The sequence below is a fragment of the Caulobacter sp. FV2ye17ST genome, assembly GCF_058680955.1.
The window spans coordinates 3,673,257-3,698,438 of sequence record NZ_CM178727.1; the positions used below are offsets into that span (position 1 = coordinate 3,673,257).

Here is a 25,182-nt window from a genome sequence, read left to right on the forward strand (position 1 = left end):
ACAGAAGCATTAGAACAGGACGATGAACGAACTCCTTAACCTCGCTACCGACCCGGCCGCCTGGGCCGCCCTGGTCACCCTGATCGTCATGGAAGTGGTGCTCGGCATCGACAACCTGGTGTTCATTTCGATTCTCTCGAACAAGCTGCCGCCGGAGCATCGTCAGCGGGTCCGTCGCATCGGCATCTCGCTGGCGCTGATCATGCGTCTGGTGCTGCTGTCGACCATCGCCTTCATCGTCGGCCTTGTGCATCCTGTGTTCGACCTGGGGATCGTCGGCCCGGCCGGCGCCCATGGCGAACCGACCTTCGAGACCGCCTTCTCCTGGCGCGACCTGATCCTGCTGGCCGGCGGCCTCTTCCTGATCTGGAAGGCCACCAAGGAAATCCACCACACGGTCGATCCCGGCCAGGAAAGCCACGACGTCCTCGACAAGACCGGCGCGGCCATCTCCAACGTGGGCTCGGCGATCTTCCAGATCATCCTGCTGGACCTGGTGTTCTCGATCGACTCGATCCTGACCGCCGTGGGCATGACCGAGCACCTGCCGATCATGGTCGTCGCCGTGCTGGTCGCCGTGACGGTGATGCTGCTGGCCGCCGATCCGCTGGCCAACTTCATCAACAACAACCCCACCGTGGTGATGCTGGCCCTGGGCTTCCTGCTGATGATCGGCACCGTGCTGATCGCCGAAGCCTTCGGCATGCACGTGCCCAAGGGCTACATCTATACGGCCATGGCCTTCTCGGGCGTGGTCGAGGGGCTGAACATGATGTCCCGTCGCGCCGCGGCGAGAAAGAAGGGCGAAGGCCACTAAGCCTCCGCCCCGCCGATCGCCTTGAAGGCCCCGCCGCCCCGGATCGTGTCCGGGGCGGCGGGGTTTTTTGTTGGGCGCCGCCTCAGCGCGCCTTCCAGCTTTCGCGGACCAGCGCCTTCACCTTGGCCGGCGGCGGCGCGTAGCCCAGGCTGGAGATCCGGCCGTCGCCATGGGCGTAGCCCCATTCAAAGAAGTCCAGAACCCGCTTGCGGCGGTCGGGCGGGGTGTCGTCGCGCACCAGGCCATAGCTGACCAGCACCAGCGGCCAGCTTTGGGCGCCGGGCTGGTCCAGGGTCGGAACGCCAAAGCCCTTCGACGCCGACCAGTCGGCCTGGGCCGCCACGGCCGCGAAGGCTTCAGGCGACGGAGCCACGAAGGCGCCGTCGCGGTTCTTCAGCGTCACCAGGTCCAGCTTGTGCTCTAGGGCGTAGGCGTATTCGACATAGCTGATCGTGCCCATGGTGCCGGACATGATCTCGCTGATGCCGCCATTGCCCTTGCCGCCCAGGCCGATGGGCCAGGTCACGGTCTCGCCGGCCCCGGGGCCGGCCTTCCAGTCGGGGCTGACGGCCGACAGATAGCTGGTCAGCAGCAGGGTCATGCTGGCCGGATCGGTGCGACGGGCCACGGTGATCGGCCAGTCGGGCAGGTCCACGCCCGGATTGATCGCCTTCAGCCTGGGATCGTTCCACTGGGTGATCTTGCCCAGGAAGATGTCGGCCAGCAGCGCGCTGTCCAGGCGCAGCTTACCGCTTTCAAGGCCCGGGACATTGGTGACCAGCACCGTGCCGCTAATCACGAAGGGAAACTGGCTCAGACCCTTGGCGGCCAGCTCCTGGTCCGACAACGGCATGGCCGTGACGCCGAAATCGGCCGACTTGGCCTCGATCTGGCCGATGCCATAGGCCGAATTGAAGCCCTGATAGGTCATCGTCTCGCCGGTGGCGGCCTGGTAGTCGGGCATCCAGGCCTTGAACAACGGCGACTGGATGGAGCCGCCGGCGCCGCTGATCGCGGTCGGGGCCGGCGACTGCGCCCCCGCCGTGCCCGTCAAACCGATACACAGGGCCAGCGCGATAGGCGCGATAGATAATTTCAAGATCCTTACTCCAAGGACTGCACAACATTAGAGATAAGCCATTCAGCCAAACTCAAAATGAGTACCTGTTGTTTGCTGCCTCCTTTTGAAACCAAGACTTGCATTCATGAAATGCGACACGGGGACGCACGAATTTATCGCACCATTACTGTGGCGCGGTGAATTTTCATTAATGACAGTTAAAGAAAGCTATAGGGATCGATGTCGATCACCACCCGAACAGAGTTCGGGACCTTGGCCCGCGCCCGCCAGGCCGACATGAAGCCCTGCAGATCGACCGTGCGATCGGCCCGCACCAGGAACCGCTTGCGCCGCCGCCCGCGCACCAGGGCCAGGGGCGCGTCGGCGGGGCCGAACACCTCCACGCCCTCGGCATTGGGGATCACCGCCGCCAAGGCCTCGACATAGGCGTCCAGGGCCGCGCTGTCGGGGCCCGAGGCGATCACCGCCGCCAGCCGGCCGAACGGCGGCAGCCCCGCCTCTTCCCGCATGCGCAGCTCGGCCTCGACAAAGGCGTCGCGGTCCTGGGCCTTCAGGGCCAGCAGCACGGCATGGTCGGGGGTGTAGGTCTGCAGCATGGCCCGGCCCGGCTTCTCGTGACGTCCGGCCCGGCCGGCCGCCTGGGCCAGCAGCTGAAAGGTCCGCTCGCCGGCCCGCAGGTCGCCGCCGCGCAAACTGAGGTCGGCGTCGACCACGCCCACCAGGGTGAGGTTGGGGAAGTTGTGGCCCTTGGCGGCGGCCTGGGTGGCCACCAGGATGTCGATCTCGCCGGCCGCCATGCTGTCGACCAGGGCCCGCGCGCCGGCGGCGTCCATCACCGTGTCGGACGAGAACACCGCGATCCGCGCGGTCGGAAACAGGAAGCGCGCCTCCTCCTCCACCCGCTCCACGCCGGGACCGATCGAGACCAGGCTGTCCCTGGCCCCGCAGGCCGGGCAGGCCTCGGGCTTCTTCATCGAAAAGCCGGTCAGGTGACAGACCAGCCGGCCGGTATAGCGGTGCTCGACCAGCCAGCTGTCAGTGTCGGGCGACTTCATCTTCTCGCCGCACGACTTGCACAGCACCAGCGGCGCATAGCCCCGGCGGTTGAGGAACAGCATCGACTGTTCGCCCCGCGCCAGGGTCACGGTCATGGCCTTGATCAACGGCGGCGACAGCCAGCGCCCGGGCTCGGGCGGGGTCTCGCGCATGTCGATCAGGCTGATGTCGGGCAGTTGCGCCGCCCCGTGCCGGGCGCTGAGCCGCAGCCAGCGATAACGGCCGCTCTGGGCGTTGAACAGGCTCTCCAGCGACGGCGTGGCCGAGGCCAGCACCACCAGCGCGCCCTCGATCTTGGCGCGGGCCACGGCCAGATCGCGGGCCTGATAGATGAAGCCCTCTTCCTGCTTGAACGAGCTGTCGTGTTCTTCGTCGACCACGATCAGCCGCAGCTTGCGGAACGGTAGGAACAGGGCCGAGCGGGCCCCGACCACGATCCGCGCCTGGCCGCTGGCGACGCCTTCCCAGACACGCCGGCGCTTGGGCGGGGCGACGCCGGAATGCCACTCGGCCGCGGCCGCGCCGAACCGCGCCTCGAAGCGGCTCATCACCGCCTGGGTCAGGGCGATCTCGGGCAGCAGGATCAGGACCTGGCTTTCGGGATCTTCGGCCAGGGCGGCGGCGACCGCCTCCAGATAGACCTCGGTCTTGCCCGAGCCGGTGACGCCGTCCAGCAGGGCCGCCTGAAAGTCGCCCTGCCCCAGCATCTCGCCCAGCACATCGGCGCAGGCCTGCTGGCTGGCGTTCAGCGACTGGGGCGGCAAGGTCAGGTCGGGGGCGGGAAAGCTTTTGTCGGCCTCGACATAGTCGACAGCCAGCGCGCCTTCCTCGACCAGCCCCTTGACCACCCCGGCCGAGACCCCCGCCAGATTGGCCAGGGCCGCGCCCGACATCGGCCCGTCCTTGGCGGCGGCCAGCACCTTCAAGCGCGCCGGCGTCATGCGGACGGGCTGCGAACCGGTCAGGACCAGCACCTTGTCCGGCTTGGGCGGCGGATGGCGCAGGCCGCGCAGGGCCATGGCCAGGGGCCAGCCTGGAACATCGACCGAATAGCGCGCCGCCCAGTCGATGAAGGTCAGCACGCCGGGCGGCAGGGACGGGTCGTCCAGCTTTTCCAGCACCGGTTTCAGCGGGCGGTTGCCGCCGGTCCCGTCGCGCAGGGCGGTGACCACGCCGCGAATCACGCGGGGCCCCAGGGGCACGGTCACATGGTCGCCCACCGCCAGGCCCAGCCCTTCGGGCTCGGCATAGTCGAAGGCCTCCGGCAGCGGCATGGGCAGAAGGACGGAAGCGATGCGCGGCATGGGAAAGAGCTTCTGCCGCGAAAGTCTCTCCGGGTCGAGATCAAGCATCATCGTCCGCCGCAAGCCGGCGTTAACCGATATGGGGTTTGATGGCCGGCCTCTGAGTGGATTTGCCGTGGGGCGGAGAAGACCGACGATGAGCGACGCGACCCAAGCCTTGATGAAGCCCGTCGATCCCGAGGTCGTCCGCGCCTTCCTGCGCGATGAGCCCGACTTCCTGCGCGACGATTCCAGCCTGCTGGGCGAGCTGGGCCTGCGGGTCGACGGCGGCAATGTCATCGACTTTGGCCCCGCCGCCCTGGCCCGCGCCTCCGCCGCCCATCGCCGCGAGGCCGTGGTCCGCCAGGAGATCGAAGCCACCGCCCGCGCCAATTTCTCGGCCCAGGCCCAGACCCACGCCGCGGTCATCGACCTGCTGGACGCCCGCAACCATTCCGACCTGGCGCGCCGCGTCGACGAGATGGCCAATCTGCGCTTTTCCCTGACCACCGGCGTCATCGCCCTGGAAGGTCCGGGCCGGGTTCCGGCCGGCTGGCACGCCCTGATCGAGGGCCAGATCGACATGCTGATGGGCGACCACGCCGTGGCGCGCATGGGCTTCTATGCGCCCGCGCTGGGCCTGTTCGGCGACAAGCTGGATCACATCCGCAGCATGGCCATGGTCCGCATGGCCCTGTGGGAGCCTTCGCGCCAGGGCATTCTGGCGTTCGGCTCGTCCGACCCCGAGGCCTTCACCCCCGACATGGGCTCCGAGCTGGTGGCCTTCCTGGCCCGGGTGGTCGAGCGCACCGCCGAGCGCTGGCCCGTTCTGTGAGCTCACGCGTGACGAGCGGCCGCCAGGCCCTCTTCGCCTGGCACGACCATCTGGAATACGAGCGCCGCGCCTCGCCGCGCACCGTGCGGGCCTATGGCGACAACGTCCTGGCCTATCTGAATTTCCTGGAGCGCCATCGCGGCGAGACGGTGACCCTGGCCGCCCTGGGCGCGATCACGGCGGCCGAGCTGCGCGCCTATCTGGCCTTTCGCCGCACGGGTGAGGACGCCCTGGCGCCGCGTTCGCTGTCCCAGAGCCTGTCGTCGATCCGCGCCTTCCACCGGTTCCTCGACCAGCGGCTGGACACGCCCAATCCCACCATCGCCCTGGTGCGCGGCCCGCGCCTGAAGGTCGGCCTGCCGCGCCCGGTCACCGAAGACCAGGCCCATGGCCTGATCAACGAGATCGGCGCCGATCCGGACCGGGATGACTGGGAAGTCGCCCGCGACGAGGCCGTGCTGACCCTGCTGTGGGGCTGCGGCCTGCGCATCTCCGAGGGCCTGTCGCTGCTGCGGCGCGACGCCCCCCTGGGCGAGACCCTGCGCATTACCGGCAAGGGCGGCAAGACCCGGATCGTCCCCGTGCTGGACGCCGTGCGCGAGGCCGTCGACGCCTATGTCGCCGCCCTGCCCTTCGTGCTGTCGCCCGACGAGCCGCTGTTTCGAGCCCGACGCGGCGGACCGCTGTCGCCGCGCCATGTCCAGGCTTCCGTACAACTGCTGAGAGGCCGGCTGGGCCTCTCCGACCGGGTGACGCCCCACGCCCTGCGCCACGCCTTCGCCACCCACCTGCTGGGGGCCGGGGCCGACCTGCGCTCGATTCAGGACCTTCTGGGCCACGCCTCGCTGTCGACCACCCAACGCTACACCGAAGTCGACGCCGCGGGCCTGATGGCCGCCTATGCCAGGGCCCATCCTCATTATGAGTAGGGATATGGGACATCTTGTCGCGATTACCCCAGTCAATTCCGGGAATTAACCGCGTTTTTACTGCCCGCGCGCCTTCTGGAACCAAGAACCGACGTCTGTCTTCCGACCGACGGGCGTTGCGGACATGGGGCCAGCGATGAAATTCGACGATCTGAAGATTTCGACCAAGGTGGCCTTGCCGGCCGTGATCCTGACCGTGGTGGCCGTGGCCATCGTCGGCATGGGCGCCTGGCAGGCCCAAAAGTCCGAGGCCGCCACCAAGGTCCTGGTCGAACAGCGCGCGCCGGCCGAGCTGGAAGCTTCGCGCTTCAACCGGCGGATCATGACCATCGGCTATGCGGCCTATCGCACGGTGTCGAACACCGGAAGCTCGCCCGAAGCCGCTGAAGCCAGCGCCGAGCTGGATACGGCCTACAAGGAAGCCAAGGCCCGTCTCGTCGAAGTCAAGAAGGCCGACCCCAGCGCCGCCAAGCAACTGGCCGATTTCGGCGCCCGCCTGGAAAAGATCTATTCCAGCGCCCGCCAGGGCGCCGACCTGGCCTTGATGGACGCTGACGAAGCGGCGATCATGGTCATGGCCGTGATCGATCCCGACATCGCCGCGCTCAACAAGGATGTCAGCAACTTTACCAACAAGCATGCCGACGACACCAAGGTGATGGTCGCCAAGGCCGCCAAGGAAGCCACCACCGGCACCATCATCAGTGTGCTGTTCGGCGTGATCTCGGCCGGCCTGGCCCTGCTGTTCGCCATCTGGATCGGCCGCTCGAAGATTTCCAGCCCGCTGAACAACCTGTCCAAGACCATGGAAACCCTGGCCCTGGGTTCGGTTGACGTCGACGTGATCGGCGCCCAGCGCAAGGACGAGGTCGGCGCCATGGCCCGCTCGGTCCAGGTGTTCAAGGACAACGCCCTGGCCCTGCGCACCGCCGAAGCCGCCCAGCTGCGCGCCACCGCCGAGACCGAAGCTGAACGCCGCCGCAACCAGGAAGCCGCCGACGCCGCCGCCCGCGAGCAGGCCTTCGTGATGGAAAACCTGGCCACGGGCCTGAACAAGCTGGCCGAAGGCGACCTGACCTACCGCGTCGATCAGGAGTTCCCGGAAGCCTACAAGCGCCTGCAGTCCGACTTCAACGAGTCGATCTCGCAGATGGAAGAGGCGATGCGCACCATCGTCCACGCCGCCAGCAGCATCGGCGCCGGCGCCGACGAGATCGCCTCGGCCTCCGACGACCTGTCGCGTCGCAGCGAGCAGCAGGCCGCCAGCCTGGAAGAAACCGCCGCCGCTCTCGACGAGATCACCGCCACGGTGAAGCGCTCGTCGGCCGGCGCCGTCGAAGCCTCGCGGGTTGTCGGCTCCACCCGTAGCGACGCCGAACGCTCCAGCGTCGTCGTGCGCGGCGCCGTCGACGCCATGAACCAGATCGAGAAGTCCTCGCAGTCGATCAGCCAGATCATCGGCGTCATCGACGAGATCGCCTTCCAGACCAACCTGCTGGCCCTGAACGCCGGCGTCGAAGCGGCTCGCGCCGGTGAAGCCGGCCGTGGCTTCGCGGTCGTCGCCCAGGAAGTGCGGGCGCTCGCCCAACGCTCCGCCGACGCCGCCAAGGAAATCAAGACCCTGATCTCGACCTCGACCCAGCAAGTGGGTCAGGGCGTGGCCATGGTCGGCCAGACGGGCGACGCCCTGCAGGCCATCGTCGCCAAGGTCAGCGAGATCGACGCCCTGGTCAGCGAGATCGCCGCCGGCGGCGCCGAGCAGGCGACCGGCCTCAACGAGGTCAACGCCGCCGTCAACCAGATGGACCAGACCGTCCAGCAGAACGCCGCCATGGTCGAGCAATCGACCGCCGCCAGCCACTCGCTGAAGGGCGAGGCCGGCAACCTGATGCAGATGATCTCGCGCTTCCAGGTCGGCGGATCCAGCGCTTCGACGGCGCGCGCCCCGGCCGCCCGTCGCCCGGCCCCGCCGGTCACGCGTCCCACCCTGCAGCCGGCCTCGTCGGCCAGCCGTCCGGGCGCCAATCCGGTCCGCGCCGCCCAGGCCAAGCTCGCCGCCTTCGCCGGCTCGGCCAAGCCGGCCGCCGAGGAGTGGGAAGAGTTTTAGTAGCGTAGCGTAAGGCGCCCCAGACCCCCTCTTGGGGCGTTCCTCCCCTGAAAAACTAGAGGCCCCGCCGGGAAACTGGCGGGGCCTTTTTTCTGGCCCCGAGGCAAGGGCGGCGGGCGAACGGCCAGGTTACCGCGATTTCATCCGGATCGCCGTCGCGACGACTGGCGCCTCTACACGTGTAGCGCTACACATGTAGCGACAGCAAAGTCGTGGAGGCCGCCATGATCGAATCCCTGCCCCGCCGCGAGCGCGAGGTCTTCGAGACCCTGTGCCGCCTGGAGGCCAGCACGGCCGCCGGCGTGCGCGGCGCGCTGTCCGACCCGCTAAGCGACTCGGCTGTCCGCACCATGCTCTCGCGCCTGGAGGCGAAGGGTCTGGTCGAACGGTCCAGCGGACCTGGCGGGTTCGTGTTCAGCCCTGTCCAACAGACCGAGGCCGTCGCCGCCAGCGCCCTGCGGCGCATGATCGACACCTTCTTCGCCGGCTCGGCCGCCAGCGCCGCCACCGCCCTGCTGGGCCTGGGCCAGCGACTGACCCCCGAGGAAGCCGCCGCCCTGGAGCAGGTGATCGACCGGGCCGTGGAGCCCCGCTCATGACCGCGGGCCTGCTGCTATCCTTGCTGATCAAGTCCAGCCTTGTCGCCGGCGCCGGTCTGGCCTGCGCCCGCTTCCTGGCCCAGCGCCCCGTCGACCGGGTGGACATCCTGCGCGCCACGGTCTGCCTGTTGCTGGCCCTGCCGGTCATCATGAATGTCCTGCCGGCGATGGACCTGGCGCTGTTGCCGCCCGCGTCGCCGGATATGCCCGTCCCGATCCCGCCGGTCCTGACCGGCGAGGCGACCGCGCCCGTGTTGTCGTGGCCGCCGTCCATCCCGATGATCGGCGGCCTGTGGCTGCTCGGCGTCGTCGCCGTGGCCGGCCGACTTCAGCTGGGACTGCTGACCCTTCACCGCTGGACGCGCCAGGGCCGCCCGGTGACCTGCCCCGCCTGGTCGGCGCCGCTGGAACACCTGCCGCCGGTCGACCGGCCCCGCCTGGTGTCCAGCGAGCGCCTGACCAGCCCGCTCAGCTGGGGCGTCGCGCCGGGCTTCATCCTGATCGATCCGGGCAGCCTGGCCGAGCGGCACGCCGCCCCCGCCATCCTGGCCCATGAAATGGCCCACCTGCGGCGCCATGACTGGATCTTCCTGGTGCTCTCCCGCCTGGCCCTGGCCCTGTTCTGGTTCAATCCGCTGGTCTGGCGCCTGCACGCGGTGCTCGCTGACCGCTCGGAGGAGGCCGCCGACGCCGCCGCGCTGCAGACCGTCGACCGCACCCTCTACGCCCGGGCCCTGGTCCGACTGGCCGCCTATCCAACCCCTCACCTGAGCGCGCCCCGCGCCGCCACCGCCATGGCCGCCGACGCCCGGACGCTGAAGACAAGGATCGCCTGCATCATGACCGACACGCCCGTTCGCCGCCGCCCGCTCACCGTCGCCCTGACCATCGCCGCCCTGGCCGTGGTCGCCACGCCGCTGGCCGCCCTGGGCCTGAGCCGCCAGGACTGGATCGCGCCCCCCGCGCCGCCGGCGCCCCCCGTTTCGCAGGTCGCGCCCGTGGCCCCGCCCCTGCCGCCCCTGCCAGCCGCGCCGGCCGCGCCGATGACGATCGAGGCGCCGCCCGCGCCTCCTGCCCCACCCGCTCCCCCGGCCGCGCCGGCGGAAGGCGTCGCCTACAGCTATTTCCGGGTCGCCACGCCCGCCGACCGTCGGGAGGCCGCGGAGGCTCGCCGTCAAGCCGCGGAGGCTCGCGCCGTGGCGGCCGAGGCTCGCATCCAGGCCGAAGAAGCCCGCGCCCAGGCCGACGGCGCCCGGCGCCAGGCCGACCAGGCCCGCCTGCGGGCCGAGGCCAGCCGCGCCCAGGCCGAGATCGCCCGTCTCGCGGCTGACGAAGCGCGGGTCGAGGCCGACCAGGCCCGGGTTGAAGGCGAAAAGGCCCGCATGATCGGCGAACGCGCCCGCCAGGAGGCGGCTCGGCACATGGTCCAGGCCCGCGTCCAGATGACCCACGGCGCCGACCAGATGCGAAAGGGCGCCCAGGAGCTGCGCGCCGAAGCGGTCCGCCTGCGCGATCCCGCCTATCGCGCCCGGCAGATCGCCGAGAACCGCGCGCGAGGCAATGTGGTCACCGACGCCGAGCTGTGCGCCGTGGCGGCCCGGATGCCCGCGCAGGCCGACGACATGGAGCGAGAGGCCGAGAAACTGGCGCGCGAAGCCCGCAAGACAAGCTGAGCGCGCGGAGCACCCGACCCAAACCCTTCAGGCCCTGCCGGGCAACCGGCGGGGCCTTTCCTTGGGAGGCCTAGCGGGCGGGGCGGAGCTGGCGGATCGGGGTCGGCACGGGACAGCCGCCGATCGAGCGCATCACCGCATATTGCAGGCCGCCTGGGCGCTCCTGACCCAGAGGGCGGGCGTCGCCGTCATCCGGCTGGCCGACAGGTATGGACTTCATGGCGTCGCAGGTCCGTCGCGCGGGCCGCATGATCCGGCCATGGACGATGCCGGGCGGCTTCAGCATCTCGGGCGGCGCGGGCGGTTCGGGCGCGGCCTGGACAGCAGCGGCCAACACGAGGGCGGACAAGAACATGGCGGGGCTCCGATATCGAAACCCCGCCACTCTACGTCCGATTGATCGAACGTCGTTATTAAATTTCAGACAGGCCGATCAGGCCTGCATGGTCCAGCCTTCGACGCCCATGGCCGCCTGGCGCAGGGCCTCCGACCGGGTCGGGTGCGGGTGGCAGGTGCGGGCCACGTCTTCCGACGCGCCGCCGAACTCCATGGCCACGCAGTATTCGCCGATCATGTCGCCGACATTGGGGCCCACCATGTGGACGCCCAGGATGCGGTCGGTCGCGGCGTCGGCCAGAACCTTCACCTGGCCTTCGCCTTCGTGATTGATCTTGGCGCGGCTGTTGGCGGTGAAGGGGAACTTGCCGACCTTGTAGGCGACGCCCGCGGCCTTCAGCTCTTCCTCGGTCTTGCCCACCGTGGCCACTTCCGGCTTGGTGTAGATGACGCCGGGGATCAGGTCATAGTTCACGTGGCCGGCCTTGCCCGCGATCAGCTCCATGCAGGCCACGCCCTCGTCCTCGGCCTTGTGGGCCAGCATCGGACCGCTGGTCACGTCGCCCACGACCCAGACGCCCGGCGCCGTGGTCTTGAAGTGGTCGTTGGCGATCATGCCGCGCTTGTCGGGAACCACGCCGACCGTGTCGAGGCCAAGGCCTTCCGTGTACGGACGACGGCCGATGGCGACCAGCACATAGTCGGCCGACAGGGTCTGGGCCGCACCGCCGGCGACCGGCTCGACGGTCAGCTCGACGCCCTTGGCCGAGGCCTTGGCGCCGGTGACCTTGGCGCCCAGCTGGAACTTGAAGCCCTGCTTGGTCAGGCTGCGCTGGAACACCTTGGCGGTGTCGTCGTCCAGGCCCGGACAGATGCGGTCCAGATACTCGACCACGGTGACCTCGGCGCCCAGGCGACGCCAGACCGAGCCGAGCTCCAGGCCGATGACGCCGGCGCCGATGACGATCAGGCTCTTGGGCACTTCGGCCAGCGACAGGGCGCCGGTCGAGTCGAGGATGCGCGTGTTGTCCACGGTCACGCCCGGCAGCGGGGTGGGCTCCGAGCCCGTGGCGATGACGATGTTCTTGGTTTCGAGGGTGGTTTCCGAACCGTCCTCGGCCTTCACGACCACCTTGCCGGGCCCGGCGATGCGGCCCCAGCCCTTGATGTAGTCGACCTTGTTCTTCTTCATCAGGAACTCGACGCCCTTGGTCAGGGCTTCGACGCTCTCGGCCTTCTGGGCCATCATCTGGGGCAGGTTCAGCTTGGGCTTCACCTCGATGCCCAGCTTGGCGAACTCGCCATTGGTGGCCGAGTCATACAGTTCCGAGGCGTGCAGCAGGGCCTTGGAGGGCATGCAGCCGACGTTCAGGCAGGTGCCGCCCAGCTTGCCGCGACCTTCGATGATGGCGACCTTCAGGCCCAGCTGACCGGCGCGGATCGCGCCATTATAGCCGCCGGGACCGCCCCCGATGATGACGACGTCGTACTGAGCCATGGGTCTTGAGCCTCGTGGACGCGCCGGGAACGGCGCCGGACAGATATGGGGCCTCGCCGGCCGCATTGTCAGACCTTTGGAGGCGGGAGTTCCTTAGAGCGCGAAAGGTTAAAACGAAACCCGCTTTCGGTGTTTTCGGCCCTGAAACGGCCGGAAATCCGTCCTTTGCGCGTCGGGCGCTTTCAGCCTGAGCGCCCTGCCCGGAACGCGCGGGCGATTGCCCGGCCCGGCGACGCGCCTTAGCGTCGACCCATGCTTCGCTCCCTCGTCCTCGCCCTGACCCTGACCCTGCTGGCCGCTGCCCCGGCCCTGGCCCAGACCGCGCCCGCCGAAGGCCGCCCGATCGTCATCGGCCAGTCCCTGACCCTGGAGTCGAAGGTCCTCAAGGACACGCGGCGGATCAACGTCCACCTGCCGGCCAGCTACGCCAGCAGCCCCGCCAAGACCTATCCCGTGCTCTACCTGCTGGACGGCGGCGAGCAGGAGGATTTCCCGCACATCGCGGGCCTGGCCCAGCTGGGCGAGCTGTCCTGGACCTATCGTGAGATGATCGTCGTCGGGATCGAGGGCGTGGACCGCAAGCATGACCTGACCCACCCCACCACGGTCGCCAAGGAGCGCAGCGACTTCCCGACCAGCGGCGGCTCGGCGGCCTATCGCCAGTTCCTGGGCGAAGAGCTCAAGCCCTGGATCGCGGCGCGCTATCGCACCAGCGGCGAGACCGCCCTGATCGGCGAATCCCTGGCCGGCCTGTTCGTGGTCGAGACCTTCCTGAAACAGCCCGCCCTGTTCGACGCCTATATCGCCGCCAGCCCCAGCCTGTGGTGGGACGACCAGAGCCTGGCGCGCGGCGCGGCCGCCGACCTGGCCCGCTGGCCGGCCGGAGAGCGGCGACTCTACCTGACCATCGCCGACGAGGGCTCAACCATGCAGGCGGGTGTCGACAGGGTGGTGGCGGCGCTGAACGGCGCGCCGCCCAAGGGGCTGACCTGGCGCTACGATCCGATGCCCAGACTGCAGCACAGCACGATCTACCACCCGGCGGCGCTGGAGGCGTTCAAGACGGTGTGGCCGGGGCCGAGGCCTAACTGATAGCCTCTCGCCGCCGCTACCAAAGCCTCGTCATCCTGCGACTGTTTGCGGGATGACGGAGAAAATTGATGGGCAGTTGGAACCGGCTCCTTCGAGGGGCGGCAGCGGATGGAATCACCGCCGAGTTCTTTCCGCCGCTCTCCCCGGCGAAAGCCGGGGCCCAGATCGAACCCCGAAAGCTCACTACGCTTGGCTAGGCGGGAGAGCGCATCATCCCCAGAGGCTCAGGCTGAATCTGGGCCCCGGCCTTCGCCGGGGAGAGCGGATGAAGAAGAGCCAAAAGCGGACCTCCGCAGCGCCTGCAGCGGCTGGAACGTGGACTAACGCCAGCTTACTCCTGAGCGATAATTCGAAACGTTTCGGCTTTGATGCCGACAGTTGAGGTAGGCCCTCGAAGCACGACGGGCGTGCCCGCCGGTGGAGCTTCTTCGGCGGCGTAAACGGCACACACTACGCGACGTGTTTTTGTCGGAGCCTCTTCGATTTTAAAGCCCGCGCAGTTGTATCGTGAGGAGCTGTGGTACTCTCCCAAGTGCATGGTTTGTTCGGTCGTCTGGCCGTAACCAAGCGTCCAGAACTCGAATATTGCGCCGCTAAATGCCTCAAAGGTGATTAAGCCTCCCGCAACGCCGACGAACAGAAACCTAACAATAGGGTTCGCGGTTACTGGATACTTAGTCAGTATTGCTGTCCGCTCAGGGGTGTCGCGGGCGAATACTGGGTTCACGTAAGCGCAAGTGCCCAGGAGTGCGCCCATAATAATCGCTGCTATCAATGAAAAATAATGGCCGAGAGCGCTTGTGACGAAGTCGCTGGCGGTAATAGACCAAAGTCCGAGAGCGCAGATGCAAATCCAATAGACCGTTGCAAAGCGCGTGAGCCATCTCGGCGGTGTGCGAGCTATATCACTGTTCAAGACGAGCTATCCGGCTCTGCTGATCGGAGGTCGCGGCTTCCATAGCGAAGCTTGTCCATTCTATGAATGGCAGCCTGAACGGCCGCTCAGGGTCGGAAGCAGACATGTCTCACTCACCAATCGCAGGCGACGCCGTGGTTATCGGCTCAAGGATGACCTTGGTGCCCTCGCGGCGAATGGCGACCTCCACCCCCTCGAAACGGCAGTCTTCGGGTAGATGAAGGGCCTGACTTCTGCCGTGAACGAATAACTTCGCGCGGACGGGCTCGGGAACCGTGTCGGTCATGGTGATGATCCGTGGCTGTCGGTCGAGCATACACCCGTCGCCACAACGAAAAAGGGGCCGCTTTCGCGGCCCCTTCGACGTTCGACAGTGCGCTGAGACTAGAGCTCCAGCAGCAGGCGCTGCGGGTCTTCCAGGGCTTCCTTGACCTTGACCAGGAAGGTCACGGCGCCCTGGCCGTCGACCACGCGGTGGTCGTAGCTGAGGGCCAGGTACATCATCGGGCGGATCTCGATCTTGCCGTTCACGACCATGGCGCGTTCCTTGATCGCGTGCATGCCCAGGATGCCCGACTGCGGCGCGTTGAGGATCGGGGTCGACATCAGCGAGCCATAGATGCCGCCGTTGGTGATCGTGAAGGTGCCGCCCTGCATGTCGTCGATCGACAGCTGGCCGTCGCGGGCCTTCTTGCCCAGCGCGCCGATGGCCTTTTCGATCTCGGCCAGGTTCATGGCGTCGGCGTCACGGACGACCGGAACCACCAGGCCCTTGTCGGTGCCGACGGCGACGCCGATGTCGTAGTGGTTCTTGTAGACGATGTCGGTCCCGTCGATCTCGGCATTGACGTCCGGCACGGCCTTGAGGGCGGCGACGACGGCCTTGGTGAAGAACGACATGAAGCCCAGCTTCACGCCGTGCTTCTTTTCGAAGATGTCCTTGTACTGACCGCGCAGGGCCATGACCGCCGTCATGTCGACCTCGTTGAAGGTCGTCAGCATGGCGGCGTTGTTCTGGGCTTCCTTCAGGCGGCGGGCGATCGTCTGACGCAGGCGCGTCATCTTCACGCGCTCTTCGCGCTCATGGATCGGACGCGGGGCCGAGGGCGCAGCGGCCGGGGCCGGTGCGTTGGCGCGGGCTTCCAGGGCGGCCAGGGCGTCGCCCTTGGTCACCCGGCCATCCTTGCCGGAGCCGGCGACCTTGGACAGGTCCAGATTGTTTTCGGCGGCGATGCGGGCCGGAGCCGGGCTGACCGGAGCGGCGGCGGCAACGGCGACGGGGGCCGGAGCCGCAGCGGCGACCGGAGCGGGCGCGGGAGCCGGCGCAGGCGCAGCGGCCTTCGGAGCGGCGGCGGCGGGCGCGGCCGAGGCGGTCGCGCCTTCGGTCACCACGCCCAGAACCGTACCCGGAACAACCGTCGCGCCTTCTTCGGCGCCGATGGCGCTCAGCACGCCGTCAGCGGGCGAGGCCACTTCCAGGCTGACCTTGTCGGTCTCGAGCTCGATGAGGATCTCGTCCTTCTTCACCGCCTCGCCGACCTTCTTGGTCCAGCGCGCGACCGTCGCTTCGGTGACAGATTCGCCGAGGGCGGGGGTCATGATGTCGGCCATGGGTGTTCCGATGTCTCTCGTTTTTGCCGGTCGGTGTGGAGGCGGCTCCGCCGCGCGGGCGGAGCCTATCAATAGTCGCTAGGCGAAGGTTTCGTCGAGGAAGGCTTGCAGTTCGCGCATGTGACGGCTCATCAGACCCGCCGCCGTGGAGGCGCTGGCCGGACGGCCGATATAGCGCGCGCGCTTGGCCTTGATGTCCAGCTTGGCGAGCGTCAGTTCGATCCACGGATCGACGAACGTCCAGCCGCCCATGTTCTTGGGCTCTTCCTGAACCCAGACCAGCTCGGCGTTCTTGAAACGACCCAGCACGCCCAGCAGCGACTTCATCGGCCACGGGTAGAACTGTTCCAGGCGCAGCAGATAGACGTCATTGCGGCCGCTCTTGGCGCGGGCGTCGACCAGGTCGAAATAGACCTTGCCCGAGCAGAGCACGACACGCTTGATCTGATCGTCGCTGGTCAGGGTCACGCCGCCGACGTCGCAGCCGGCCTCGGCCCCGTCGATCATCACGCGGTGGAAGGACGAGCCTTCGGCCAGGTCGGCCATGTTGGACACGGCGCGCTTGTGGCGCAGCAGGCTCTTGGGGGTCATGACCACCAGCGGCTTGCGGAACTCGCGGTGCATCTGGCGACGCAGGGCGTGGAAATAGTTGGCCGGCGTGGTGCAGTTGAGCACCTGCATGTTGTCTTCGGCGCACGACTGCAGGAAGCGCTCGAGGCGGGCCGAGCTGTGCTCGGGGCCCTGGCCCTCGTAGCCGTGCGGCAGCAGCATCACCAGGCCGCTCATCCGCAGCCACTTGCGCTCGCCCGAGCTGATGAACTGGTCGATGACCACCTGGGCGCCGTTCACGAAGTCGCCGAACTGGCCTTCCCACAGGGTGAGTGTGTTCGGATCGGCCAGCGAGAAGCCGTACTCGAAGCCGAGCACCGCCTCTTCCGACAGGGCCGAGTCGATGACCTCGTAATGGGCCTGGTTAGGACCGATGTTGTTGAGCGGCGTGTAGTGCTCCTCGGTCGTCTGGTCGATGACGTCCGAATGGCGCTGGGTGAAGGTGCCGCGAACCGAATCCTGGCCCGACAGGCGAACCGGGAAGCCCTCGTCGAGCAGGGTGGCGAAAGCCAGGTGCTCGGCGGTGCCCCAGTCGAGGCCCTCGCCCTTTTCGATGGCTTCGCGGCGGTTCTCGATGACGCGCTTGACGGTCTTGTGGGCGTCGATGCGGTCGGGGATCGTCGTGATCTGACGGCCGATCTCCAGCAGGCGGGTCGCCGGGAAGGCGGTCGAGCCGCGACGCTCTTCGTCGGCGGGGGTGGCGAGACCGGCCCACTTGCCGTCCAGCCAGTCGGCCTTGTTGGCCTTGTAGGTCTTGCCGGCGTCGAATTCCTTGTCGAGGAAGGTCTCGAACTCGGTCACCCAGGCGTCGACTTCACCCTGGGTGATCACACCCTCGGCGATCAGACGGTTGCCGTACAGTTCGCGCGTCGAGGGGTGGCCCTTGATCTTCGCGTACATCAGCGGCGAGGTCATCGTCGGGTCGTCACCTTCATTGTGACCGAACCGGCGGTAGCAGAACATGTCGACCACGACGTCCTTGCCGAACATCTGGCGATATTCGGTGGCGACCTTGGCCGCATAGACCACGGCTTCGGGATCGTCGCCGTTGACGTGGAAGATCGGGGCTTCGACCATCAGCGCCACATCCGACGGATAGGGCGAGCTGCGCGAATAGCGCGGGCTGGTGGTGAAGCCGATCTGGTTGTTGACGATGAAGTGGATGGTGCCGCCCGTGCGATAGCCCTTCAGGCCCGACAGGGTGAAGCACTCGGCCACCACGCCCTGGCCCGCGAAGGCCGCATCACCGTGCAGCAGCAGCGGCAGCACGTGGCCGCGGCCGGCGTCGGGCTGTTCGCGCAGGGTGAAGGCCTGCTTGGCGCGGGCCTTGCCGATCACGACGGGGTTGACGATTTCCAGGTGCGACGGGTTGGCCGTCAGCGACAGGTGGACCTTGTTGTCGTCGAACTCACGGTCCGACGAGGCGCCCATGTGATACTTGACGTCGCCCGAACCCTCGACGTCCGAAGGCAGGCTGGTGCCGCCCTGGAACTCGTGGAAGATCACGTGATAGGGCTTGCCCATCACGGCGGCCAGCACGTTGAGGCGGCCGCGGTGCGGCATGCCCAGGACGATGTCCTTCACGCCCAGCGAACCGCCGCGCTTGATGATCTGCTCCAGCGCCGGGACCATGGCCTCGCCGCCGTCGATGCCGAACCGCTTGGTGCCGGGGAAGCGCTTGTGCAGGAAGCGTTCGAAACCCTCGGTCTCGATCAGCTTCTTGAAGATGGCGACCTTGCCCTCCTTCGAGAACACGATTTCCTTGTCGCGACCCTCGATGCGCTCCTGCAGCCAGGCCTTCTCGTGCGGGTCGGAGATGTGCATGTACTGGACGCCGACATTGCCGCCATAGGTGCGGCGCAGGATCGACAGGATCTCGCGGATCGTCGAGGTCTCCATGCCCAGCACGAAGTCCAGGAAGATCGGACGATCGTAGTCGGCTTCCGAGAAGCCGTAGGTGGCGGGATCGAGTTCCGGGGCCGGCGGCTTGGGCTCCAGGCCCAGCGGGTCGAGATTGGCGGCCAGGTGACCGCGCATCCGGTAGGCCCGGATCATCATGATGGCGCGCAGGCTGTCCAGGGTGGCGGCGCGGACGGCCTCGGCCGAGGTCCCGGGGGCCTTGGCCTCGATGGCCTTGGTCATCTTGGCCTGGACGGCGGGCGCCACGGTGGGCCACTGGCCGTCGAGGGCCGAGAGCCAGTCCGGACGGGCGGTCGGCACGGCGCGCGGGGTCCAGGCCGGGTCCTTGGCGGCCCGCTGAACCTGGTCGGCCTGCTCCTTCAGCGTGGAGAAGAAGGCGTTCCACGAGGACTCGACCGAATTGGGGTCTGCCGCCCACTGGGCGTACAGGTCTTCAACGAACGCCGCATTGGCGCCGTAGAGGAAGCTGGTCTCGGTCAAGACCTGATTGATGATGCCTGCGTCGTCCGCCATGGTTCTTTGCCTTAGATCCGTCGCTTTACGGGACCGGTAACCCAGGCCCGTAAATATAGTGTCTCAATCACCCGGGCGCCCGTCGATTAGGGGGCCCAGGTGATTTTTTCGGATCGTCGACTGGCGGTCGCAAAAAACCTGGGCCCCGCGAGGGCGGGGTTTCGGTATCGTATCAGCCCTTGAGGACCTCAAGCAGGGTTTCGCCCAGCTTGGCCGGCGACGGCGAGACGCGGATGCCCGCGGCTTCCATCGCGGCGATCTTGTCTTCCGCGCCGCCCTTGCCGCCCGAGATGATCGCGCCGGCGTGGCCCATGTGACGGCCGGGAGGGGCCGTGCGACCGGCGATGAAGCCGACCATGGGCTTCTTGCGGCCGCGCTTGGCTTCGTCGGCCAGGAACTGGGCGGCTTCCTCTTCGGCCGAGCCGCCGATTTCGCCGATCATGACGATCGACTTGGTGGCTTCGTCGGCCAGGAAGAGTTCCAGGATGTCGATGAACTCGGTGCCCTTGACCGGGTCGCCGCCGATGCCGACGGCCGTGGTCTGACCCAGGCCCGCATTGGTGGTCTGGAACACGGCTTCATAGGTCAGGGTGCCCGAACGCGACACGACGCCGACCGAACCGGCCGAGAAGATGCCGCCCGGCATGATGCCGATCTTGCACTGGTTGGGCGTCAGGACGCCGGGGCAGTTGGGGCCGATCAGGCGCGAGCGCGAGCCCTGCAGCGCCTTCTTCACCTTGACCATGTCCAGCACCGGAATGCCTTCGGTGATGCAGATGATCAGGCCGATTTCGGCGTCGATGGCTTCCAGGATCGAGTCGGCCGCGAAGGGGGGCGGCACGTAGATCACCGAAGCGTCGGCGCCCGTGGCTTCCTTGGCTTCGCCGACCGTGTCGAACACGGGCAGACCGATGTGCGTCTGGCCGCCCTTGCCGGGGGTGACGCCGCCGACCATCTTGGTGCCGTAGGCGATGGCCTGTTCGGAGTGGAACGTGCCCTGGGCGCCGGTGATGCCCTGGCAGATGACCTTGGTTTCAGAACCGATGAGGATCGACATTTAGCGAGCACCCTTCACGGCCGCGACGATCTTTTCGGCGCCGTCAGACAGGTCGTTGGCGGCGATGACGTTCAGGCCGCTTTCCGAGATGATTTTCTTACCGAGTTCGACGTTGGTGCCTTCCAGGCGCACCACCAGCGGAACCTGCAGCCCGACTTCCTTCACGGCGGCGATGACGCCTTCCGCGATGATGTCGCAGCGCATGATGCCGCCGAAGATGTTGACCAGAATGCCCTTCACGGCCGGATCGGCGGTGATGATCTTGAAGGCCGCGGTGACCTTCTCCTTGTTGGCGCCGCCGCCGACATCGAGGAAGTTGGCCGGCTCGGCGCCGTACAGCTTGATGATGTCCATGGTGGCCATAGCCAGGCCCGCGCCGTTGACCATGCAGCCGATTTCGCCGTCGAGGGCGATATAGGCCAGGTCATACTTGCTGGCTTCGATTTCCTTGGGGTCTTCTTCGCTCTCGTCGCGCAGGGCCTTGATGTCCGGGTGGCGATAGAGGGCGTTGCCGTCGAACGACAGCTTGGCGTCCAGGACCTTCAGGTGATCGTCGGCGGTGACGATCAGCGGGTTGATCTCCAGCATGGCCATGTCCTTGGCCAGGAACGCCGTATAGAGCTGCGTGAGCAGCACGGCGGCTTCCTTGGCCAGGCCGCCGGTCAGGCCCAGGGCCTTGGCCAGCGCGCGCTGGTGGGTCGGCCACACGCCGGTGGCGGGGTCGATCGAGAAGCTGTGGATCTTCTCGGGCGTGGCGTGGGCCACGTCCTCGATGTCCATGCCGCCTTCGGTCGAGGCGACCACCGAGACCATCGAGGTCTCGCGGTCGACCAGCAGCGACAGGTAGAATTCCTTGGCGATCGCCGCGCCTTCTTCGATGTAGAGGCGGTTGACCTGCTTGCCCTTCGGGCCGGTCTGGTGCGTCACCAGGACGCGGCCGAGCATCTCGGCGGCGTTGGTCTTGACGTCCTCGGCGGTCTTGACGACGCGAACGCCGCCCTTGGCGTCGGGGCCCAGGCCCTCGAAGGTGCCCTTGCCACGGCCACCGGCGTGGATCTGGCTTTTCACCACGAAGACCGGCGTGCCCAGCTTCTGGGCGGCCTCGAAGGCTTCTTCGGGGGTGAACACGGCGAAGCCGCGCGGAACAGGAGCGCCGAACTCTGCGAGTACGGCTTTGGCTTGGTGTTCGTGAATGTTCATGAGGGCCCGGTCTCGGCGACGGCTTTTCTGAAATGTGCGCGGTTTATAGGAGCGTGATTTCGCAGGCGCAACCGCGCTTGGCCGATAAGGTGAAGGCTTGCGCCGTTCTTTGTCCGAAAGGACAGCGGCGCCGCCCCGAGTGGCGCCCCCGGCACGGAAGCCCCTGACCTTGCGGCACTGTTACCGGTCACACGCCTCCGGCGCCGGGTGGGCGACCGCCTAGTCCACCCAGTCGCGCTTCAGCCGGCGTGAGGCGAAGATCAGCAGAACGGCGCTGACCACATAGAAGCCCAGACCGAAATAGAGCGCGTGGCGCATGGACTCGGCGCCGTAGCGCGGGGCCAGCAGGTCGGAGACGTAGCCGAAGAACCACAGGCCCACGGCCAGACCCAGCAGGTTGTTGATCAGCAGGAACAGGGCCGAGGTCGTGGTCCGCATCGAGGCCGGGGCCAGATGCTGCACCGCCGCGACAATCGGTCCCAGCCAGGCCAGGTTCAGACCGGTCGGAATCAGGAACAGCAGGAAGGCCCAGACCATCGAATTGACGTTCATGGCCAGCAGGAAGCACGGCAGGGCCACCAGGAAGCAGATGGCCGGGGCCAGGGCGTAGGCGGCCTTGTTCTTGGAGCCGAACTTGTCGGCCAGCACGCCGCCCAGCCAGATGCCGGCCACGCCGCCGATCAGCGACAGGGCGCTGTAGAACATCGCCCGCTCGGGCAGGGTCAGGCCAAAGCTGCGCTGGAAGAAGGTCGGCAGCCAGAAGGCCACGCCATAGCCGCAGATCGACGAGCAGGCCGCCCCGAACGACAGCAGCCAGAAGCTGGGCTTGGGCAGGATGGTGGCCAGCACCTTGCCGAAGGCCGGAGCCTTGGGGGCGACCAGCGGCGCCGCCTCGCCCGGCTCGCGGTCCATGCCGCCGCGCGGCGGATCCTTGACCACCCACTTGAAAATCGGGGCCAGCAGCACGCCGGCCAGGCCCACGGCGATGAAGGCGAAGCGCCAGTCGACATAGGCCGCGATCAGCCCGCCGAACAGCACGCCCAGGGCCGTGCCCAGCGGGATGCCGAACGAATAGACCGCCAGGGCCCGGGCCCGCTGGTCCTTGGGGAAGTAGTCGCTGATCAGCGAATAGGCCGGGGCCACGCCGCCGGCCTCGCCCACGCCGACGCCCATGCGCGACAGGAACAGGCTCCAGAAGCCGCCCGCGAAGCCGCACGCCACCGTGAAACCGCTCCAGACGGTCAGGGCGGCGGTCATGATCCAGGTCCGGCTGACCCGGTCGGCCAGCCAGGCCAGCGGCACGCCCAGGGTGGTGTAGAGCGCCGCGAACGCGACCCCGCCCATCAGGCCGATCTGGGTGTCGGTGAGGTGCAGGTCGGCCTTGATCGACCCGGCCAGGATGCCGAGGATCTGCCGGTCCAGGAAATTGAAGGTGTAGGCGAGGATCAGCATCGCCAGCACCACATAGCGGTAACGCGACCCGGTCGCCGATGGCTCAATCTGGCTATCGCTCATGGTCGCTCCGCTGGAATTCTTACGCTGCAGACAAAGAAATGGCGGCGGCCCGTTGCAGCGGGCCGCCGCCAGTTTTTACCTAGATCAGAATGCGATTTCGAGGCTGGCCGAGACAGTGCGCGGCGGGCCGTAGAAGCCGATGACCGAGTTATTATAGGTGGCGACGCCGAAATTATAGCCGCCAGTGCGATAGGTCTCGTCGGTCAGGTTCTTGCCGGTGACGGCCAGCTTGTAGCCGCCGCCCGGAGCCGTCCAGATCGCCGTCAGGTCCACCAGGGTGAAGGCCTTCTGGTCGAGCAGCGGCAGGGGCTGTTCGAACTGCTGGTAGGCGTCGCGATAGCTGACCATCGGGGTGACGGCCAGCAGGCCGCCGGCCACGTCGGCCGTCCAGGTCAGGCTGACATTGCCCGTCCATTCAGGCGTGTTCTGGAAGCCGTACAGGTCGGCCACGTTGACCACCTGACCGCCCGCCGGAATGACCTGCGAGGGATTGAGCGGGTTGGGCGCGCCGGCCGGCACGAAGCGGTTGAAGGTGTCGTACTTGGCGTGGATGTAGCCCAGAGCCACATTGGCCGACAGGTTGGCGGTCAGCTTGGCCTTGGCTTCGAACTCGACGCCGTACAGCGTGGACGAACCGGCGTTGTCGATCGAGCTGGCGATGCCGCTGGGCACCACCACCTGGGTCGAGACCTGCTGGTCCTCGTACTTGGACAGGAAGATCGCCGAGGCGAACGACACGCGGCGATCCAGGGCGTAGCCCTTGAGGCCGGCTTCATAGGCGTCGACCACTTCGGGCTTGTAGCCGTTGACGGTCTGCGGGGTGATCAGGGCGTCGCCGCGCATGTCCCAGCCGCCGGACTTGAAGCCCTTGGAGTACGACACATAGGTGCTCAGATCGTCGCTCAGCTCATACGAGGCGCTGATGCGCGGCGTGAACTGCGAGAAGGTGGTCTGGGCGCTGTAGTTGGTGCGGGTCTGCAGGACCGGACGCGGCGTGCCGCCCTGATAGGGGCTGCGCGTAGCGCCCAGATAGAACAGGCGGAAGGTGTTGCTGCGCTTGTGATCGCGCGTGGCGCGGGCGCCCAGCGAGACCTTGAACTTCTCGGTCAGGTTGGCGCTGAAGTCGAAGAAGGCCGCGAAGCTCTGGGTGCTGACCTTGCCGCCGTCGGCGATGGACAGGCCCAGATTGCCGGCGATGGTGTCGAACTCGCCCGAGGCCTGGCTGTTCATGTAGTACAGGCCAAACACGCCCTGGACGTTGTCGTCCGAATAGACCGCCTGCAGCTCCTGCGAGAACGAACGGTCGTCATAGGTGGCCGGCACGTCCAGGGTCGGCAGCGGCGTGCCGTCGAAGTCGATGACCGTGTCGGTGTGACCCTTGCGGCTGGCGGTGATCGACTTGAAGGTCAGGAACTCGCTGGCGTCCCACTGACCGGTCAGCGAGACGCCTTCGGTCTCGACCGAATTGGCGTCGCCGAAGCCGGCCTGGGTGTCATAGACGCTGCTCAGCTTCTTGTAGCCGCCGACCAGGGCCGGCAGTTCGCGGTGGCCGTGGCGAGCGTTGGAATCGTCCTGCACGTGGTCATAGGCCAGGCGGAAGAACAGGTCCTCGTTGGGCGCGTATTCGGCGCTCAGGCGGACGGCCTGGACGTCCTTGTTGTAGTGCTCGGCGCCGGTGGTCAGGTTCGCGCCATAGCCGTCGCGCTTGTAGATCGCATAGGCGCCGCCCACCGACAGGCCGCCGCCGACCGGCGTCTGGCCCGAGACCAGCAGGTCGGTCTGGTTGTAGCTGCCATAGGTGCCGCGCACCTTGCCGTGGGCTTCGTCGCCCAGGCGCTTGGTCACGTACTTGATGGCGCCGCCGATGGTGTTGCGACCGTACAGCGTGCCCTGCGGGCCGCGCAGCACTTCGATGCGCTCCACGTCGAACACGTCCAGCACCGCGCCCTGCGGGCGGTAGATATAGACGTCGTCGACATACAGGCCCACGCCGGGCTCATAGCCCCACAGCGGATCCTGCTGGCCGATGCCGCGGATGTAGGAAATCAGGGTCGAGTTCGAGCCGCGGGCGGTCTGAACCGTGATGTTGGGGGTCGTCTGCTGCAGGACGGTGATGTCCGCGCCGCCCTGACGGGCCAGGGTCTCGCCGCTATAGGCCGAGACGGCGACCGGAACGTCCTTGAGGTTTTCCTCGCGACGGCGGGCGGTGACGACCACCGAGTCCACCGTCAGCCCTTGCCCGGCGCCGGCCGGAGCCTGCTCCTGAGCCGAAACGGCCGTCGCGACCGCGCCCCATGCCGCGCCAGCCAGCAGCGCAGCCTTCCACATCGAAGTCATTGGGTTTCCCCTCCCTTGTACGTTCCGCCCACCCGAACCGGGTCCTTGTGGCGGACACGTGCTCGGAACCGCGAATTCATCGAACCGCGAATAGTGGCACTCTCACTCAGAGACGAACCCGACGCCAGTCTTTTTTCACCATGTGATGAAATGGCGTGAGGGTGTGCCTTTCGGGTCCCTGCGCGGGGCCGGGGCCGG

At 67.4% G+C, this 25,182-nt stretch carries 19 protein-coding genes; 7 read left to right on the forward strand and 12 right to left on the reverse strand.

The features are described from left to right. The first annotated feature begins 22 nt into the window (after positions 1-22). Entirely contained in the window at positions 23-817 is a 795-nt protein-coding gene (locus ACW17V_RS17600) for a TerC family protein (protein ID WP_492106341.1), read from the forward strand. 82 nt (positions 818-899) lie between these two features. Here ACW17V_RS17600 and pstS read toward each other — a convergent pair whose 3' ends face one another. Together pstS and ACW17V_RS17610 are read right to left on the reverse strand one after the other, a co-directional pair. After that, on the reverse strand, positions 900-1,916 hold the full coding sequence (gene pstS / locus ACW17V_RS17605; protein ID WP_492106342.1) for a phosphate ABC transporter substrate-binding protein PstS: 1,017 nt from the start codon (positions 1,914-1,916) through the stop codon (positions 900-902). A gap of 179 nt (positions 1,917-2,095) precedes the next feature. Then, on the reverse strand, positions 2,096-4,258 hold the full coding sequence (locus ACW17V_RS17610) for a primosomal protein N' (RefSeq protein ID WP_492106343.1): 2,163 nt from the start codon (positions 4,256-4,258) through the stop codon (positions 2,096-2,098). A gap of 136 nt (positions 4,259-4,394) precedes the next feature. Here ACW17V_RS17610 and ACW17V_RS17615 point away from each other — a divergent pair, with 136 nt between their 5' ends. From ACW17V_RS17615 to ACW17V_RS17635, 5 genes are all read left to right on the forward strand, one after another. Next, complete coding sequence (locus tag ACW17V_RS17615; protein ID WP_492106344.1) at positions 4,395-5,072, forward strand: DUF484 family protein; 678 nt, start codon at positions 4,395-4,397, stop codon at positions 5,070-5,072. Positions 5,073-5,080: 8 nt separating this feature from the next. Next, a complete protein-coding gene (locus ACW17V_RS17620) occupies positions 5,081-6,001 on the forward strand; it encodes a tyrosine recombinase XerC (RefSeq protein WP_492106345.1) in 921 nt (306 codons plus the stop codon). Between the two features lie 136 nt (positions 6,002-6,137). Continuing rightward, a complete protein-coding gene (locus ACW17V_RS17625) occupies positions 6,138-8,108 on the forward strand; it encodes a methyl-accepting chemotaxis protein (protein ID WP_492106346.1) in 1,971 nt (656 codons plus the stop codon). Positions 8,109-8,332: 224 nt separating this feature from the next. After that, positions 8,333-8,707 carry a BlaI/MecI/CopY family transcriptional regulator gene (locus ACW17V_RS17630; protein ID WP_419319820.1) on the forward strand — a complete coding sequence of 125 codons (375 nt, stop codon included), beginning with the start codon at positions 8,333-8,335 and terminating at the stop codon, positions 8,705-8,707. Next, positions 8,704-10,380: a M56 family metallopeptidase gene (locus tag ACW17V_RS17635; RefSeq protein WP_492106347.1), complete on the forward strand. Its 1,677-nt coding sequence runs from the start codon at positions 8,704-8,706 to the stop codon at positions 10,378-10,380. The genes ACW17V_RS17630 and ACW17V_RS17635 overlap by 4 nt, the downstream gene beginning before the upstream one ends. Before the next feature lie 70 nt (positions 10,381-10,450). On the opposite strand, the gene ACW17V_RS17640 is transcribed toward ACW17V_RS17635, so the two are convergent. Together ACW17V_RS17640 and lpdA are read right to left on the reverse strand one after the other, a co-directional pair. After that, complete coding sequence (locus tag ACW17V_RS17640) at positions 10,451-10,735, reverse strand: hypothetical protein (RefSeq protein WP_492106348.1); 285 nt, start codon at positions 10,733-10,735, stop codon at positions 10,451-10,453. 78 nt (positions 10,736-10,813) lie between these two features. Then, positions 10,814-12,214, reverse strand: a complete 1,401-nt coding sequence (gene lpdA, locus ACW17V_RS17645) for a dihydrolipoyl dehydrogenase (RefSeq protein ID WP_492106349.1) — start codon at positions 12,212-12,214, stop codon at positions 10,814-10,816. Between the two features lie 252 nt (positions 12,215-12,466). Between lpdA and ACW17V_RS17650 the strand changes: the two genes are divergently transcribed. Continuing rightward, positions 12,467-13,306 (forward strand): alpha/beta hydrolase, encoded by an 840-nt coding sequence (locus ACW17V_RS17650; protein WP_492106350.1) that lies wholly within the window; start codon positions 12,467-12,469, stop codon positions 13,304-13,306. A 331-nt stretch (positions 13,307-13,637) separates the two neighbouring features. On the opposite strand, the gene ACW17V_RS17655 is transcribed toward ACW17V_RS17650, so the two are convergent. The 8 genes from ACW17V_RS17655 to ACW17V_RS17690 form a co-directional block, all read right to left on the reverse strand. Next, the gene (locus ACW17V_RS17655; RefSeq protein ID WP_492106351.1) at positions 13,638-14,222 is read right to left on the reverse strand and encodes a hypothetical protein; all 585 of its coding nucleotides are present in this window, start codon (positions 14,220-14,222) and stop codon (positions 13,638-13,640) included. A gap of 109 nt (positions 14,223-14,331) precedes the next feature. Continuing rightward, complete coding sequence (locus ACW17V_RS17660; RefSeq protein ID WP_492106352.1) at positions 14,332-14,508, reverse strand: antitoxin; 177 nt, start codon at positions 14,506-14,508, stop codon at positions 14,332-14,334. Positions 14,509-14,606: 98 nt separating this feature from the next. Continuing rightward, the gene (odhB, locus tag ACW17V_RS17665; protein WP_492106353.1) at positions 14,607-15,833 is read right to left on the reverse strand and encodes a 2-oxoglutarate dehydrogenase complex dihydrolipoyllysine-residue succinyltransferase; all 1,227 of its coding nucleotides are present in this window, start codon (positions 15,831-15,833) and stop codon (positions 14,607-14,609) included. A gap of 78 nt (positions 15,834-15,911) precedes the next feature. Further along, positions 15,912-18,875, reverse strand: a complete 2,964-nt coding sequence (locus ACW17V_RS17670; RefSeq protein WP_492106354.1) for a 2-oxoglutarate dehydrogenase E1 component — start codon at positions 18,873-18,875, stop codon at positions 15,912-15,914. 172 nt (positions 18,876-19,047) lie between these two features. Next, a complete protein-coding gene (sucD, locus tag ACW17V_RS17675; RefSeq protein ID WP_492106355.1) occupies positions 19,048-19,932 on the reverse strand; it encodes a succinate--CoA ligase subunit alpha in 885 nt (294 codons plus the stop codon). Further along, positions 19,933-21,132, reverse strand: a complete 1,200-nt coding sequence (gene sucC, locus ACW17V_RS17680) for an ADP-forming succinate--CoA ligase subunit beta (RefSeq protein WP_492106356.1) — start codon at positions 21,130-21,132, stop codon at positions 19,933-19,935. Between the two features lie 219 nt (positions 21,133-21,351). Next, positions 21,352-22,647, reverse strand: a complete 1,296-nt coding sequence (locus ACW17V_RS17685) for a spinster family MFS transporter (RefSeq protein WP_492106357.1) — start codon at positions 22,645-22,647, stop codon at positions 21,352-21,354. A gap of 84 nt (positions 22,648-22,731) precedes the next feature. Further along, the gene (locus ACW17V_RS17690) at positions 22,732-24,984 is read right to left on the reverse strand and encodes a TonB-dependent receptor (RefSeq protein ID WP_492106358.1); all 2,253 of its coding nucleotides are present in this window, start codon (positions 24,982-24,984) and stop codon (positions 22,732-22,734) included. Positions 24,985-25,182 lie beyond the last annotated feature (198 nt).

What these genes read in the sequence shown, in the direction of transcription:
- ACW17V_RS17600 (WP_492106341.1), top strand. Translation starts at nt 23, where the DNA reads ATGAACGAACTCCTTAACCTCGCTACCGACCCGGCCGCCTGGGCCGCC.
- ACW17V_RS17610 (WP_492106343.1), bottom strand. Translation starts at nt 4,258, where the DNA reads ATGCCGCGCATCGCTTCCGTCCTTCTGCCCATGCCGCTGCCGGAGGCC.
- ACW17V_RS17615 (WP_492106344.1), top strand. Translation starts at nt 4,395, where the DNA reads ATGAGCGACGCGACCCAAGCCTTGATGAAGCCCGTCGATCCCGAGGTC.
- ACW17V_RS17625 (WP_492106346.1), top strand. Translation starts at nt 6,138, where the DNA reads ATGAAATTCGACGATCTGAAGATTTCGACCAAGGTGGCCTTGCCGGCC.
- ACW17V_RS17630 (WP_419319820.1), top strand. Translation starts at nt 8,333, where the DNA reads ATGATCGAATCCCTGCCCCGCCGCGAGCGCGAGGTCTTCGAGACCCTG.
- ACW17V_RS17635 (WP_492106347.1), top strand. Translation starts at nt 8,704, where the DNA reads ATGACCGCGGGCCTGCTGCTATCCTTGCTGATCAAGTCCAGCCTTGTC.
- ACW17V_RS17640 (WP_492106348.1), bottom strand. Translation starts at nt 10,735, where the DNA reads ATGTTCTTGTCCGCCCTCGTGTTGGCCGCTGCTGTCCAGGCCGCGCCC.
- lpdA (WP_492106349.1), bottom strand. Translation starts at nt 12,214, where the DNA reads ATGGCTCAGTACGACGTCGTCATCATCGGGGGCGGTCCCGGCGGCTAT.
- ACW17V_RS17650 (WP_492106350.1), top strand. Translation starts at nt 12,467, where the DNA reads ATGCTTCGCTCCCTCGTCCTCGCCCTGACCCTGACCCTGCTGGCCGCT.
- ACW17V_RS17660 (WP_492106352.1), bottom strand. Translation starts at nt 14,508, where the DNA reads ATGACCGACACGGTTCCCGAGCCCGTCCGCGCGAAGTTATTCGTTCAC.
- odhB (WP_492106353.1), bottom strand. Translation starts at nt 15,833, where the DNA reads ATGGCCGACATCATGACCCCCGCCCTCGGCGAATCTGTCACCGAAGCG.
- ACW17V_RS17670 (WP_492106354.1), bottom strand. Translation starts at nt 18,875, where the DNA reads ATGGCGGACGACGCAGGCATCATCAATCAGGTCTTGACCGAGACCAGC.
- sucD (WP_492106355.1), bottom strand. Translation starts at nt 19,932, where the DNA reads ATGTCGATCCTCATCGGTTCTGAAACCAAGGTCATCTGCCAGGGCATC.
- sucC (WP_492106356.1), bottom strand. Translation starts at nt 21,132, where the DNA reads ATGAACATTCACGAACACCAAGCCAAAGCCGTACTCGCAGAGTTCGGC.
- ACW17V_RS17685 (WP_492106357.1), bottom strand. Translation starts at nt 22,647, where the DNA reads ATGAGCGATAGCCAGATTGAGCCATCGGCGACCGGGTCGCGTTACCGC.
- ACW17V_RS17690 (WP_492106358.1), bottom strand. Translation starts at nt 24,984, where the DNA reads ATGACTTCGATGTGGAAGGCTGCGCTGCTGGCTGGCGCGGCATGGGGC.